Annotated in this window: 10 protein-coding genes; 4 read left to right on the top strand and 6 right to left on the bottom strand. The window is 74.3% G+C overall.

The window, feature by feature from the left end; all coding sequences use genetic code 11:
* Positions 1-4: 4 nt before the first annotated feature.
* Together ACFYZS_RS22640 and ACFYZS_RS22635 are read right to left on the bottom strand one after the other, a co-directional pair.
* On the bottom strand, positions 5-1,591 hold the full coding sequence (locus ACFYZS_RS22640; RefSeq protein ID WP_389015418.1) for an amidohydrolase: 1,587 nt from the start codon (positions 1,589-1,591) through the stop codon (positions 5-7).
* On the bottom strand, positions 1,513-3,054 hold the full coding sequence (locus ACFYZS_RS22635) for an APC family permease (RefSeq protein ID WP_389015416.1): 1,542 nt from the start codon (positions 3,052-3,054) through the stop codon (positions 1,513-1,515). The genes ACFYZS_RS22640 and ACFYZS_RS22635 overlap by 79 nt, the downstream gene beginning before the upstream one ends.
* 105 nt (positions 3,055-3,159) lie before the next feature.
* On the opposite strand from ACFYZS_RS22635, the gene ACFYZS_RS22630 reads away from it, so the two are divergent.
* A complete protein-coding gene (locus ACFYZS_RS22630; protein WP_389015414.1) occupies positions 3,160-3,765 on the top strand; it encodes a TetR/AcrR family transcriptional regulator in 606 nt (201 codons plus the stop codon).
* Positions 3,766-3,777: 12 nt separating this feature from the next.
* Here the strand turns inward: ACFYZS_RS22630 and ACFYZS_RS22625 are convergent, their stop codons facing one another.
* Genes ACFYZS_RS22625 through ACFYZS_RS22615 form a run of 3 tightly spaced genes read right to left on the bottom strand, consistent with a single transcriptional unit; the run spans position 3,778 to position 6,043 of the window.
* Positions 3,778-4,944 carry a hypothetical protein gene (locus tag ACFYZS_RS22625; protein ID WP_389015411.1) on the bottom strand — a complete coding sequence of 389 codons (1,167 nt, stop codon included), beginning with the start codon at positions 4,942-4,944 and terminating at the stop codon, positions 3,778-3,780.
* The gene (locus tag ACFYZS_RS22620; RefSeq protein ID WP_389015408.1) at positions 4,941-5,198 is read right to left on the bottom strand and encodes a DUF397 domain-containing protein; all 258 of its coding nucleotides are present in this window, start codon (positions 5,196-5,198) and stop codon (positions 4,941-4,943) included. The genes ACFYZS_RS22625 and ACFYZS_RS22620 overlap by 4 nt, the downstream gene beginning before the upstream one ends.
* Entirely contained in the window at positions 5,195-6,043 is an 849-nt protein-coding gene (locus ACFYZS_RS22615) for a helix-turn-helix domain-containing protein (RefSeq protein ID WP_389015405.1), read from the bottom strand. Before ACFYZS_RS22615 ends, ACFYZS_RS22620 begins: the two co-directional genes overlap by 4 nt.
* A gap of 343 nt (positions 6,044-6,386) precedes the next feature.
* On the opposite strand from ACFYZS_RS22615, the gene ACFYZS_RS22610 reads away from it, so the two are divergent.
* Both ACFYZS_RS22610 and ACFYZS_RS22605 read left to right on the top strand, forming a co-directional pair.
* A complete protein-coding gene (locus tag ACFYZS_RS22610) occupies positions 6,387-7,217 on the top strand; it encodes a helix-turn-helix domain-containing protein (protein WP_389015402.1) in 831 nt (276 codons plus the stop codon).
* A gap of 51 nt (positions 7,218-7,268) precedes the next feature.
* On the top strand, positions 7,269-7,685 hold the full coding sequence (locus tag ACFYZS_RS22605; RefSeq protein WP_389015400.1) for a hypothetical protein: 417 nt from the start codon (positions 7,269-7,271) through the stop codon (positions 7,683-7,685).
* A 12-nt stretch (positions 7,686-7,697) separates the two neighbouring features.
* Here the strand turns inward: ACFYZS_RS22605 and ACFYZS_RS22600 are convergent, their stop codons facing one another.
* Complete coding sequence (locus tag ACFYZS_RS22600; protein WP_389015397.1) at positions 7,698-10,685, bottom strand: bifunctional [glutamine synthetase] adenylyltransferase/[glutamine synthetase]-adenylyl-L-tyrosine phosphorylase; 2,988 nt, start codon at positions 10,683-10,685, stop codon at positions 7,698-7,700.
* Between the two features lie 550 nt (positions 10,686-11,235).
* Here ACFYZS_RS22600 and ACFYZS_RS22595 point away from each other — a divergent pair.
* A complete protein-coding gene (locus tag ACFYZS_RS22595) occupies positions 11,236-13,665 on the top strand; it encodes a PIG-L family deacetylase (protein WP_389015394.1) in 2,430 nt (809 codons plus the stop codon).
* The last annotated feature ends 70 nt before the right edge of the window (positions 13,666-13,735 follow it).

The following is a 13,735-nucleotide window of genomic DNA, read 5'->3' as shown; positions in this document are numbered from 1 at the left end:
GCCGCTACACGGGGTGCCCGCCGTACGTGATCCGCCCGCCCGACATCGTGAGCCGGATCGGGGCCTCGGCCAGCTCGTCCGGGGCCGCGTCCACCGGGTCGAGGGCGAAGGCCGTCAGGTCCGCCCGGAAGCCGGCCGCGATCCGGCCCGCCACCCGCTGCTCCCCCGCCGCGAGCGCCGCGTGCGAGGTCATGCCCTCCAGGGCCATCAGCCCGGTCAGGGCCGGCCCGGCCGCGGCCGCGCCCAGCGGGCTGCGGGCGATGGCCAGGACCCGGCGGGCGTCGTGGTGGGCGATGGGCCAGTCCGAGCCCAGGGCCAGCACGGCCCCCGCGTCGCGCAGGTCCCGGCAGCGCCAGGCCCTCCCCGCGCGGTCCGCGCCCAGCCGCTTCGACCACTCGTCGCTGTGGTCGGCCCGGGTGTAGGCGGTGTGCGGCGGCTGCATCGAGGCGATCACCCCGAGCTCCGCGAACCGCTTCAGCTGGTCGTCGGGGACGGTCTCGATGTGCTCGATCCGGTGCCGCATCCGGGCCCCGGCGCCCAGCGAGGCCACCGTGTCCAGGACGTGGCGGACGGCCGCGTCCCCGATGGCGTGGGTCGCGGTGCGGACCCCGGCCGCGTCGAGGGTCCGTACGGCCGCCGAGTACGCCTCGGGATCGGGCCAGAAGGCGTCGGTGCCCCGGCCGTGGCAGTCGGCGTGCTCCAGCCAGGCGGTGCCGCCCTCGACGGTGCCGTCCATGAAGAACTTGACCCCGCCGACCCGCCAGTGGCGACCGCGCACTCCCTGGAGTGCGATCAGCTCCGCGAGCGCCTCGGGCGTGGCGCCCGGCATGCACCAGGGCGCCAGGTTCAGCCGCAGCGGCAGATCGGCCTCGTACTCGATGCCGGCGAGCAGGGCCGGTACGTCGCCGTCGCCGAGGTCCATCACGTGGGCCCCGGTGAGGCCGGTGGCGGCCATCTCCCCGAGCAGGGCGGTGAGCCGGCCGCGCCGCTCGGCGGCCGGGGGCTTCGGGGCGAGGGCGCCGACCAGGGCCATCGCGGCGTGCTCGACGAGGTGGCCGGTCGGGCGGCCGTCCGGATCGCAGACGATCTCCGAGCGCTGGTCGAACGTGCGCGGGCCGGTGATGCCCGCGGCGTCCAGGGCCGCGCCGGAGGCGAGCGCGGAGTGGCCGTCGTACAGGCGCAGGAAGGCGGGGGCGCCGGCCAGGGCCTCCTCGACGAGGGCCTTGTCCACGGGGCGGCCGCCGAAGGCGTTGTGGTCGAGGCCGTGCCCCAGGACCCAGCCGGCCGCGCGTGGGGCGGTGCGCAGGACGGCCCGGAGCTGGTCGAGGTCGCGGACGGCCGAGAGGTCGGTTCCGGCGGCCATCTCGATGCCCCAGACGGGGTGGCTGTGGGCATCGGTCAGGCCGGGGGTGAGGGTGGCGCCGCCGAGGTCGAGCACCTCGGTGGCGGGGCCGCGCCAGTCGCGTACGTCGGCCTCGTCGCCGACGGCGAGGATCTCGCCGCCGCGCACGGCTACCGCGCGGGCCTCGGGGCGGCCGGGGTCGAGGGTGCGGACGCGGGCTCCGGTGAGGACGGTGTCGGCAGCGGGCACGGCTGTTCTCCTTCGGGTACGTCGGTTGCGGGCTCGGCGGCGAACCGGGCGTAGGTCTCGGGGCGGCGGGTCTTCAGGCGCTGTGCGAGCGCCAGTCCGGCCAGGAACACGGCGGGGACCAGGGCGACGAGGACGGTGTTCACGGTCGTGGAGGCCATGGTGAACAGGTCCACCTTGGAGACGACCAGGCAGATCGCCACGGCGAGGAGGACGGCGGCGGTGACGGGTGCGATCACCGTCCGCCAGGGGCCCTCGGTGTGCGCGGTGCGCCGGAAGTAGACGGGTACGGCGATCGCGGCGAGCAGCATCAGCGCCATGAGCCCGATCATGCCGGGCGTGTTCACCCAGAGCAGCAGCTGCTGGTAGGGGTCGGCCCCGGCCAGCGCGAAGGCGAGGACGATCACTGCGCCGAGGGCGGTCTGGGCGAGCCCGGCGAGGTACGGGGAGCGGTGGCGCGGGTGGATCCGGCCGAGGGCCGCGGGCAGTACGCCCTCCTCGGCGAGGGCGAGCGCGTAGCGGTTGATGGCGTTGTGGAAGGCCAGGAGGGAGGCGATGACGCTGGTGACGATGAACAGGTGCATGAGGTCGGCCGCCCAGGGGCCGACGTACGTGGTGATCGCGGCGAAGAACAGCCCGCCGGGGTCCGCGGCGGCGGCAGCGACGACCTCCTCGGCGCCGAAGGCCTGGATGACGGTCCAGACGATGAAGGCGTAGAAGAGGCCGAGGAAGGCGACGGCGATGTAGGTGGCGCGCGGGATGGTCCGGTCGGGGTCGCGGGCCTCGCGGCGGTAGATGACGGTGGACTCGAAGCCGGTGAACGCGGCGAAGGCGAAGGCCAGGACGGCGGCGGTGCCGGGGACGAGGACCGCGCCCGGGGCGAAGGAGCCGAGGGAGAGTCCGTGGGCGCCGCCCTTGAGGAGGACTCCTCCCGCGAGCAGGACGAGTATCCCGGTCTCGGCGACGAGCAGGACGCCGAGCACCTTGGCGCCGAAGTCGATGGAGCGGAAGCCGCCGTACCAGATGAGGGCGAGGCCGGCGAGGGAGACGGGCAGCCAGGGGACCTCGAGGCCGCCGAGGGCGCGGGCGGTGTCGGCGGTGGTGGTGCCGAGGAGGCCGTAGACGCCGATCTCCATGCCGTTGTAGCCGACGAGGGCGAGCAGGGCGGCGCCGATGCCGACGCGTTTGCCGAGGCCTCGGGTGATGTACGCGTAGAAGGCGCCGCCGCTGCGGACGTGGCGGCTCATGGTGGTGAACCCGACGGCGAAGACGGCGAGGGTGAGGCCGGCCAGGAGGTACCCGGCGGGGGCGCCGATCCCGCCGAGCAGGATCGCGACGGGGGCGACGCCGGCCATGACGGTGAGCGGGGCGGCGGCGGAGACCACGAAGAAGGAGATGTCCGCGGTGCCGAGCGTGGCACGGCGGAGGGTGGGTCTGGCTGCTGTCGGTTCCGGCGTTTCGGGCATGCGGCGATACACCCTTCGGGGAGACCAGAATCTAAAGGCTTTAGGTTCGCGGCAATGTAGCCTCCGGTTTTGGCGTACGGGAAGACCTCACGGCGGGAGAAATCGATGGCACGGCCGCGCACCCCCCTGCTCGACCGGGAGCGGATCGCCACGACCGCACTGCAACTGGTCGCGGAACAGGGCGAGTTCAGTGTTCCGCAGATCGCCCGGGCGCTCGGGGTGCAGACCGCCTCGGTGTACCACCACGTGGACGGCCGGGCGGGGGTGGTGGAGCTGGTGCGGGAGCTCGTATGCGACCGGATCGGCGGCGAAACGCTGGACCTGGAGCCGTGGGACCGCGCCCTGGAGGCCTGGGCGCGCTCGTACCGGGCCGCCTTCGCGGCCTCGCCGCGGGCCATCCCGCTGCTGATGACCACGCCGGTGCGGGCCCCGCGGGTGCTGGCGCAGTACGAGCGCGCGGTCGGCATGCTGCTGGCGGCCGGGTTCACCCGCGACCGGGTGATGCCGCTGTTGACGGCGCTGGAGAACCTGGTGCTCGGCTCGGCCCTGGACCTGGCCGCGCCGGAGGCCATGTGGGAGCCGTCCGCCGACACCCCGCTGCTCGCGGACGCCCTGGCGGCCGTCGGCCCGGGCCGCGCGGACGCCGCCTTCGACCAGGGCCTGGCCGCGTTCCTGACGTACGCGCGCACCCTGTTGGGCGAAGCGGGCTGAGGAGGCGGCCGGTCAGCGGGTGCGCGGCGTGCGCGGGCCCAGCCATCGCTCCAGCACCCCGCGCCGGGCGGTGGGTGCGGCCACCGGCGCCGGGCCGTCCGCACTCGCGCCGATCTGTTCGAGGGCCTCGGTGAGGGTGCGGACGTAGGCCTCGTCGGCCATGATCCGGACGGGCTCGTACGGGTGGCTCAGCCGCTCCTCCGCCGCCAGGATCCGGCGCAGCAGGGGCGCCGCGGCGGCGGCGGGCGCCCCGATCCCGCCGAGCCGGCGGACGGCCTCGCGGGTCGGCAGGGCGGGGTTCCCGGTCCAGTCGGGGTCCACCTCCGCCAGCAGCACCGCCACGGCGGGCTCCGGATCCCCGGTGATCCGCGCGTACGCGTGGGCCGCGGCGACGCGGGTCCACGGCCCGGGCGATTCCATCAGGCCGCGCACGGTGTCCGCGTGGGCGGCGGCCAGGGGTCCGAGGTCGGCGAGGAAGGGCAGCCCGTGGCTGGCGCTCCCGGACCGCACGGCCACCCCGCATACGTCGAGGGCGAGCTCCGGGTCGCCGGTGGCCTTCCAGTGTGCCCAGGCGGCCAGCCGCGGATGGTGGCGTGCCGCCTTCGGGGCACGGCCGGTGGCGAAGTCGGCCAGCAGGTCGGCCGCTCCCGCAGCCGCCGGGCCGATCCGGCCCAGGGCGCGCAGGGCGCCGTAGGCGTACGGGCCCTCCAGGTACGGGAGCACCTCGGGTACGGCGGGTGCGGCGGCCGGGCCCCAATGCGCGAGGAGTTCGAGGGCGGCGGTGCTCGCGTGGTACTTCGCCGGATCCAGGCGCAGCACCGCCCGCATCGTCGGAAGCAGTTCCGCGGCGGGCAGCGCGGCCAGGTGCGGGACCCAGGGGACGTGGAACGGGACCCGGTTGCCCTCCGCGATGCGCCGGAGGGCGGGCAGCGCGCGGAGGTCCCCCGTACCGGCGAGGGCGACCGCGAGCTCCTCGACGTTCCCGAGCCGCGCGGCGAGGGCCTTGGCCAGCCGGTCGGCGTGCCCGGAGACGGCGGGGCCGGCCTGCGCCACCGCCTTGGCCGCGTCCCAGCTGCTGCCCAGGGGGTTGCAGGCCGCCCTGACCACGACCCCCCAGCACTCCGGATCCGGCCGCCGGTAGCGAATGACGGCCTTGACGGCCGAACCCGTGCTTCTCACGCGGTGGCGTGAGTGACGAACCCGACCCAGGCGGCCGGGGCGACGGCCAGCCGACCGCCGTCGGGCCGCTTGGAGTCCCGGACGAGGACGGTTCCGGGGGTCTGGGCGACCTCGACGCAGTTAGGCCCGTCGTTCGTGCTGTAGCTGCTCTTGGTCCAGGCGACTTCGACGCAGTCGTTGCTGCTGCTCGGGCTGTAGCTGCTCTTCACCCACTCCAGTGCGGAAGGGCCGCCGACCGAGGGCTTGATGCTCATGTCTCTCCCAGCACTTTCTCGATGAAGGCTCTCGACTGCCGTGGGTTGAGGGCCTGTGAACGGATGATCCCATACCTGAGTTCGAGGATCTGGATCTCTTTCGCGCCCGTGACCAGGCGACTCATGAGCTGCGCCTCGACGTATCCGATCGTAGAACCATCCCTGAGCTTCAAGACATCGATCTGCCCGCCCATCCCGGCGTGATCCTCGCAGTCCATCGGCATCACCTGGATCTCAACGTTGCGGAGTCGACCGACGTCGAGCAGGTGCTCCAACTGCCTGCGCAGGACGTCCCGTCCACCGATCGTGCGCTCAAGCGTGACCTGCTCCAGCACGAACGTGAGCGCGGGCGACGGCTGTCGGTGGAAGATCTCCTGCCGAGCCATCCGAGCGGCTACGTGGCGCTCCACCTCGTCCGACGAGAAGGCCGGCCGTCGGATCTCGTACAGCGCCCGCGCGTACTCCTCGGTCTGCAGCAGTCCGTGGAGGTTGTGGTTCCCGTAGGCGCCGAGCTCAACCGCTTGGGATTCCAACTTGGCCAGATCCCGAACCTTCTTGGGATAGCGGGCCTTTTCGACGTCCACCTTCATCGCGGCGATCTTCCCGCCCGCCCCGAGAACCTCGTCCGCCTTGTCCAGGAACTCCGGGCGTGGAATGCGGGTGCCGCTTTCGATCTTGCGGGTCAGGTCCGCCCCGTAACCCATCCGTTCAGCGAAAGCGGATCGGTCAAGTCCGGCCGCTTCCCGCCACATTTTCAACTGGCGTCCCACCGCCGCGACGACCGCCCCGGATTCGTCCTCCGGGTCGAGTGCCCAGCTCGACTCGTCGGTGCCCTCTGCGCTCACTGCCACCTCCGTTGGCCTGCAACTCCCTTCAGGCTAAGCACGGATGCACACGTCGAGGCACGGGAATCGGAAAGTCCGATTTCGCCGGATCGAGGTTTCCACGCTCCGGTGGGGCGATAACCGGTGACGCTCGACGTCTAAAGACAAACAACCGGGGGAAATGACCTCTCCTCACCTCCCCCTCCCCTCTCACCCGGACGGGTGAATCACCCCAACTCGGCTGGCGCATATGCCAATCCGTCGGGCACGCTAACCCCCGACAACCCCATAAACGCAATTCGGCCCTCGTACGGGACGCCAATCCCGACCGAGGGCCTGACCAAGAGAAGGCACCTACCCTTCCATGGCTGACCAGCAGTTTAGCGCGCCCTCGCGCGTCTCGTCGGGCATCCGGCACATCAATCACGATCACCGCCGCGGCTACGTCAAGATCGGCAACCACCTCGCCCAGCACCGCGAGTTGAGCATGGGCGCGATCGGTCTGGCCACGCACATCCAGTCCCTCCCGGCGGGCGCGAAGGTCACCATCAAGGCCCTCGCCGAACGCTTCCCCGAGGGCGAGGTCCGCATCGCCGCCACCCTGCGCGAGCTGGAGGAGCACGGCTACCTGGCCCGCTACCACGAGCGGCTCCCCACCGGCCGGATCGTGACCTGCACGGTCTCGTACAACAACCCGCCCGCGATGGCGGCAGCGGCTCGCGAGCGGCGCGCCGAGCCCACCGCGGCCGAGCGGAAGCCGGTTCCCGAGCCGGACCCCGAGCCGGAGGCGGACCCCGCCCCGGCCGCCGTCTCCGAAACAGAGCTCCACGCACGCGAGTTGCTGGCCCGGCTGCGGCTGCGGGATCCCCGGCTCGTGCTGTCCGAGCGGGACACCGTACGGCTGGCGCCCGCCGCGGCGCTCTGGCTGGAGCGCGGGGTGACCCCGAGCGCCGTCGCCGCCGCCCTGACCCGCTCGCTGCCGACGACGGCCATCCACTCCCCGGCGGCACTGCTCGGCCACCGCCTGCGGGAGCTGCTCCCGCCCCGGCTGCCCGACCCCGGCGAGGCCCGCCCCGTACCGCCCGACCGCGAGATCCACCCCCTGCGCACCTGCGACGGCTGCGACCCCGCCTTCCGCTCCCCCGTACCGGGCCGCTGCCGCGACTGCCCACCCGCCGACGCGCGCGCTGCGTAGCCGAGTGGCGGGGCCCCGCCCACCGGGGTGAACTGGTGGGGGAGGCACGTCATGCGTTACTCACCACTGTTTGCTCTGACAGGCCTCGCGCTCTCGGCCTCGCTCACCCTCGGACCGGCAGCCGTCGCCGCGCAACCCCCGTCCGGCCAGGTCTCCGTCGCACCGACCGCGACCCTCTGCAAGCTGGACGGCACGGTCTGGGACTACTCCACGGGGCACGTCTCCACGGACCAGAAGGCCCGGGCCCGCTGCGAGGGGCTCAGGCAGGGCGAAGCGCGCGGTGCGGACGACGGACGGCAGTGCCGCCCGAAGAACTACCCGCTGTGGGTGCCCAACCCCAACGAGGTGTCGAGCGCCAAGCAGAGCGGGTTCAAGACCGGGTACGACCGGGCCTACCAGCGCGAATGGAACAAAGCCAACTGCCAGAACCGGCCGCAGCCCGAGCCCTACTACCCGCCGGTGCACTAGCCCCGGGCCGAACTACGCCCCGTAGAACAGGTCGTCCACCACCGCCCGCGCGCGGCGGGTGATGCGGCGGTAGTCGTCGAGCAGTTCGCCGGCCGTGCCCTCCGGGTAGCCCAGGTAGCGGCCCACGGCGCCCAGTTCGCGGGCCTCCGAGGGGAAGGTGTCCCCGGCGCGGCCGCGGACCAGCATCACCGCGTTGCGGACCCGGGTGGCCAGTACCCAGGCCTCGTCCAGGATCTGCGCCTCCTCGGTCGGGATCAGGCCGGCCGCGTGGGCGGCGGCCAGGGCCTCGCGGGTGCGGGTGGTGCGCAGGCCCGGTTCCGCCCAGGCGTGCCGCATCTGGATCAGCTGGACGGTCCACTCGACGTCGCTGAGGCCGCCGCGGCCCAGCTTGGTGTGGAGCGTGGGGTCGGCGCCGCGCGGGAGGCGCTCGGACTCCATGCGGGCCTTCAGACGGCGGATCTCCCGTACCGCGTCCTCGCCGAGACCCTCCGCCGGGTAGCGCAGCGGGTCGATCAGCTCGATGAAGCGGGCCCCGAGATCGGCGTCGCCCGCGACCGGTTCGGCGCGCAGCAGCGCCTGGCTCTCCCAGGTCAGGGACCAGCGCCGGTAGTACGCGGCGTACGAGGACAGGGTCCGTACGAGCGGGCCGGAGCGGCCTTCCGGGCGCAGGTCGGCGTCGATGAGCAGCGGCGGGTCGGCGGTGGGGAGTTGGAGCAGTCGGCGCATCTCGGCGATGACGGTCTGGGCGGCCTTGGCGGCCTCCTGTTCGTCGACGCCCTCGCGGGGTTCGTGGACGAACAGGACGTCGGCGTCGGACCCGTAGGCCAGCTCGTGGCCGCCGAAGCGGCCGACCCCGATGATCGCGAAGCGGGTGGGCAGGGTCTCGCCCCAGTGGTGGCGGACGGCGGCGCGCAGGGCTCCGGCGACGGTGGCGGCGGTGAGGTCGGAGAGGGCTCCGCCGACCCGGTCGACGAGGGCGCCGGTGTCCTCTTCGGCCGGGCGGTCCTCCGTACCGTACGAGCGGATGATGTCGGCGGCGGCCGTACGGAACAGCTCGCGGCGGCGGACCCCGCGGGCCACGGCGACGCCCGCCTCGGCGCTTTCGGCGCGGCCGACGGCGGCGAGCACCTCCTGCTCCAGGGCCTCGTGCGTGCGGGGGGTGAGCCCGCCGGGGTCGCCGAGCAGGGCGACGGCCTCGGGGGCGCGCATCAGCAGGTCGGGGGCGAGCCGGCCGGCGGACAGGACGCGGGCCAGGTTCTCGGCGGCGGCGCCCTCGTCGCGCAGGAGCCGCAGGTACCAGGGGGTCTTGCCGAGGGCGTCGGACACCTTGCGGAAGTTCAGCAGGCCGGCGTCCGGATCGGCGGAGTCGGCGAACCAGCCGAGCATGACCGGCAGCAGGGTGCGCTGGATGGCGGCCTTGCGGGTGACGCCGGAGGCGAGGGCTTCGAGGTGGCGCAGGGCGGAGGCCGGGTCGGCGTAGCCGAGGGCTTCGAGGCGCTGGCCGGCGGCGCGCGGGGAGAGCCGGGCCTCGCCGGGGGCGAGCTGGGCGACGGCGTCGAGGAGCGGCCGGTAGAAGAGCTTCTCGTGCAGGCGCCGGACCACGGAGGCGTGGCGGCGCCAGGCCTTGTTGAGTTCGGCGACGGGTTCGGTGCGCAGGCCCAGCGAGCGGCCGAGGCGGCGCAGGTCGGCCTCGTCCTCGGGGACGAGGTGGGTGCGGCGCAGTCGGTGGAGCTGGATGCGGTGCTCCATGGCGCGCAGGAAGCGGTACGCGTCGTTCAGCTGGGCCGCGTCGGTGCGGCCGACGTAGCCGCCGGCGGCCAGGGCGTGCAGGGCGTCGAGGGTGGAGCCGGAGTGCAGGCCGGCGTCGCTGCGGCCGTGGACGAGCTGGAGGAGCTGCACGGCGAACTCGACGTCGCGCAGGCCGCCGGGGCCGAGCTTGAGCTCGCGGTCGACCTGGGCGGCGGGGATGTTGTCGACGACGCGGCGGCGCATCTTCTGGACGTCGGCGACGAAGTTCTCGCGTTCGGCGGCGTGCCAGACCAGCGGCGTTATGGCCTCGATGTACTGGGCGCCGAGATCCGGGTCGCCGGCGACGGCCCGGGCCTTGAGGAGGGCCTGGAACTCCCAGGTCTTGGCCCAGCGCTGGTAGTAGGCGAGGTGGGAGGCGAGGGTGCGGACGAGGGGGCCGTTGCGGCCCTCGGGGCGCAGGTTGGCGTCGACGGGCCAGATCGTGCCCTCGATGGTGGTCTCGGAGCAGATCCGCATGAGGTGGGAGGCGAGGCGGGTGGCGGCCTGGACGGCCTTGCCCTCGTCGGCGCCGGCCGGTGCGTCCCCGACGAAGATGACGTCGACGTCGGAGACGTAGTTGAGCTCGTTGCCGCCGCACTTGCCCATGGCGATGACGGCGAGGCGGCAGGCGGCGGCGTCCTCGGGTGCGGCGGCGGAGGCGATCCGCAGGGCGGCGCGGAGGGTGGCGGTGGCGAGGTCGGCGAGCTCGGCGGCCGTCTGGGCGACGTCGATGGTGCCGCAGACGTCGCGGGCCGCGATGGAGAGCAGGCAGCGGCGGTAGGCGACGCGCAGGGCGATGGGGTCGTGGGCCTGGGCGAGCCCCTGCTCGAACTCGGCGAGCCCGGGGTGCAGATCGGCGGCCTCGTACGTCACCAGCGCGTGCCAGTCGCGAGGGTGGCGGGCGAGGTGGTCGCCGAGCGCCTCGGACGCGCCGAGTACACCGAGGAGGCGGTCGCGCAGCGGTTTGGCGCTGACCAGGGTGTCGAGGAGTACGGGCCGCTCGTCCTCGGTCTGCGCCTCGGCGAGCCGGACGAGCCCGAGGAGGGCGAGGTCGGGATCGGCGGTGGCCCCGAGGGCGTCGAGGAGCACCGGATCGGTGCGTACGGAGGCCAGCGCGTCGGAGTCGAGCAGCCGGGCGGCGGCCGAGGGGTCGGTGAAGCCGCTGCGCAGCAGCCGCATGAAGGTACTGCTCCTGCGTCCCGGGACTGTCATCCCGCCGCCTCCCGCGTACGTCGCCTTCGCCGCCACTGCCCGAGCGGGCCCCGAGCGGGCCCCGAGCGTGCCTGAGTGGAGCCTAGCCCGTGTCTTTCGGATCATGCCTGGCTCGCGGCGTCCGGCGGCCGATCCGGCCTGATCCGCGGGACACGCCGGGCCGGAGCAGGTGTTCGACCCACCGGCCCGGTCGGGCACGTACCATGATCCCGATTATCGGACTATCTACATATATTCGGACCCTGTCGGTCCGCTCCCGCCCCGAAGGACCCCGATGCCCGAAGGCCCCCACACCCAGGGCCACACCCCCTGGCAGGGCCCCGCGTCGCCGCAACCCTGGCCGGGCACCCCGCCGTCGGCGCCCTGGCCGGACGGCCCGGGCGTGGACGCGGCACAGCCGTGGTCCGGGGGCCCGGGAGGGGATCCGTGGTCCGGGGGCCCCGGCGGGGGTACCGCGCAGCCGTGGTCCGGGGGCCCGGTCGCAGACGCGGCGCAGCCGTGGTCCGGGGGCCCGGGCCCGGCGGGGCCGGTCGGACCGGCCGGGTATCCCGTGGCCCCGGCGGATGCCGGGCCCTGGGACCCGTCGCGGTATCCGGCGGGCGCACAGCCGCACGCGGAAGCGGGAGCGGAAGCGGGATCCGGCTGGAATCCCCCACGCCCTCGGCCGGGCGGGGCCGAAGCGCGCCGGCCCGCGTCCACCGCCGACGCGCAGGCGCCCCGTACCGCCCCGGACGGCGCGGGCGCGGACGGCCGCTCCGGCGCGGACCGGCCGCCCGCCCCCGGCGGCCGCCGCGCCGCACGCCGCGCACGGGCCGAGGACGCGGCCGAGGCGGCCACCGGCCGGCAGGGCGGCGGCGGGCGGGCCTCCCGCCGTTCCGGCCGGGCCGAGGCCCCGGCGGCCGCCCGGCGCCGGGGGCGTGTGGTCAAGGCGGTGGCCGGCTTCGCCGCCGCCGCCGCGTGCTGCATGTTCGTACTGCGCGGCTCCGAGGCGCTCGACGGCATCCGCGGCGAGCGGCCCGGCCCCGCGCCGGCGGCGGCCGTCGACGCGCCCGACCCCGGCCGGGTGCTGCAGATCGTCGCCCACCCCGACGACGACCTGTACTTCATGAACCCGGACCTGCGGTACTCCATAGCCGCCGGCCACCCCGTCACCACCGTCTACCTCACCGCCGGCGAGGCGGACGGCATCAACGCCACCGAGGGCAAGCAGGCCTCCACCGCGCCCAACAAGCCCGCCTACGCCGAAGCCCGCCAGAACGGCATCCGCGCCTCCTACGCCAAGATGGCCACCGGCGACCGCGCGAGCGCCTGGAAGCGCACCGTCGTCCCGACCAAGGGCGGCGGCCACGCCGAGGTCGACGTCCTCGTCGCCAAGCCCGAGGTCAACCTCGTCTGGCTGCAGCTGCGCGAGGCCGGCACCGTCTACGACAGCGCCCCCGACAGCCTGCACGGCCTGTGGGACGGGAAGATATCCGCGCTCGGCGCCCAACTCGCCTCCGGCACCCCCGTCAAGCAGCGCTTCTCGTACTCCAAGGACCAGGTGGTCCGCACGCTCGTCGGCGTCCTGGAGCAGTACAAGCCGACCACCGTCCGCGCGCAGGACCCCACTCCCGGCCGCTTCCCGGACACCAAGAAGTACACGGACCACCAGGACCACTTCTACGGGGCCCGCTTCGTGCAGGCCGCCCTCGCCGCGTACGCGAAGGACGTCGACGCGAAGGACCGCCCGCACTTCGCGGTGCAGAACTACGTCGGATACTTCAACGGCTCCCTGCCCAGCGCCCTGGACCCGGACGAGGCCAAGGAGAAGCTGGACATCCTGGACACCTACGCCTGGCTCGACAAGCAGAACCACTGCGGCAGCAACGCCGGGTGCGGCGACCTCAAGGTCGCCGACCACCCCGCCGGCAACGGCTGGACCTCGACCGTCAACTACGCCCGCGGCACCGGCACGTCCTGGCTGACCTCCGACAAGGAGCACGGGCTGTGGGCCTTCAAGGTGCTCGACGGACAGGTCGCGCTCTGGCACCGCTCCGGGCCCATCGGCGCCTGGAGCGGTCCGCGCCTGCTGCCCGGCACCGGCATGGACCCGGGCGTGGCCACCGTCACCCTGCCGGACGGCCGGATCGCCGCCTTCGGCACCCGCACCGCCCTCGGCGCGCGGCCCGCGGACTACCGGCGCGAGGTCGTGTACGCCGTCCAGAAGGGCCCCGGCACGGAGGAGTTCGGGGACTGGCAGTCGCTCGGCACGCCCGAGACCGCCGACGAGAACTGGACCTCCGACATCAGCGCCCCGGCCGTCGCGGTCGACGGCACGGGACAGTTGGCGGCGTACGTCCGCGACGGCGCGGGCACCCTGCGCGGGCGGGTGCAGCTCGCGAACGGCGGCTGGGGCCCGTGGGCCTCGTACGGCGGCGCCGACCTGCACGGCACCCCGGTCACCGCCACCGACGGCGCCGGGCGGCGCATGGTGTTCGCGGCGACCACCAAGTCGGTGGTGGGCTGGACGCAGCCGAAGCCGGGCGCCCCGCTCGGGCCGGCCACCCCCACGGGGCTGCCGGACACGACGCTCCCGCTCACCGCGGAGGGGCGCGAGGGCGGGGTGCGGCTGTGGTTCCGCAAGCCGGGCTCGGGCAATGTCCGTACCGCCCTGGTGACGGGCGAGGGCGGGCTGAAGGTGAACCACCTCACCGACCTCGGCGGGCTCCAGGGCTTCGGCTCGGTGACGGCGAGCGGGCACGTGCTGGCCGGCCGCTCGGCGGGCGGGCTGCTGGGCGCGGGGCTCGGCGAGGGGCGGCCGTGGGAGCGGTCGCCGCTGATGTTCGTCGGGGCGCCGTCGTCCGCGGTGACCGGCAGGAACACGGTCAGCCTGGCGGTGGTGGGGCTCGACGCGCGGCTGTACGTGACCTCCTCGGCGGACGACGCGGACGCGCACCTGGCGCCGTGGCTGCCGGTGGGCCCGCGCAACGCCGCCCGCTGAGCGCGTCCACATCCCGGGCGCGTGCGCGGATCCGAAAAGCACACGGCACAATCACATCCGGTCGTTTCCG

Origin of the sequence: Streptomyces sp. NPDC001903 (genome assembly GCF_042891345.1) — a bacterium.
GTDB lineage: Bacteria > Actinomycetota > Actinomycetes > Streptomycetales > Streptomycetaceae > Streptomyces.
This window is presented reverse-complemented; position numbering and strand designations above follow the sequence as displayed.

Excerpts from the sequence above, each read along its gene's own strand:
- ACFYZS_RS22600 (WP_389015397.1), bottom strand. The coding sequence starts at position 10,685 with ATGACAGTCCCGGGACGCAGGAGCAGTACCTTCATGCGGCTGCTGCGC.
- ACFYZS_RS22605 (WP_389015400.1), top strand. The coding sequence starts at position 7,269 with ATGCGTTACTCACCACTGTTTGCTCTGACAGGCCTCGCGCTCTCGGCC.
- ACFYZS_RS22630 (WP_389015414.1), top strand. The coding sequence starts at position 3,160 with ATGGCACGGCCGCGCACCCCCCTGCTCGACCGGGAGCGGATCGCCACG.
- ACFYZS_RS22635 (WP_389015416.1), bottom strand. The coding sequence starts at position 3,054 with ATGCCCGAAACGCCGGAACCGACAGCAGCCAGACCCACCCTCCGCCGT.
- ACFYZS_RS22620 (WP_389015408.1), bottom strand. The coding sequence starts at position 5,198 with ATGAGCATCAAGCCCTCGGTCGGCGGCCCTTCCGCACTGGAGTGGGTG.
- ACFYZS_RS22610 (WP_389015402.1), top strand. The coding sequence starts at position 6,387 with ATGGCTGACCAGCAGTTTAGCGCGCCCTCGCGCGTCTCGTCGGGCATC.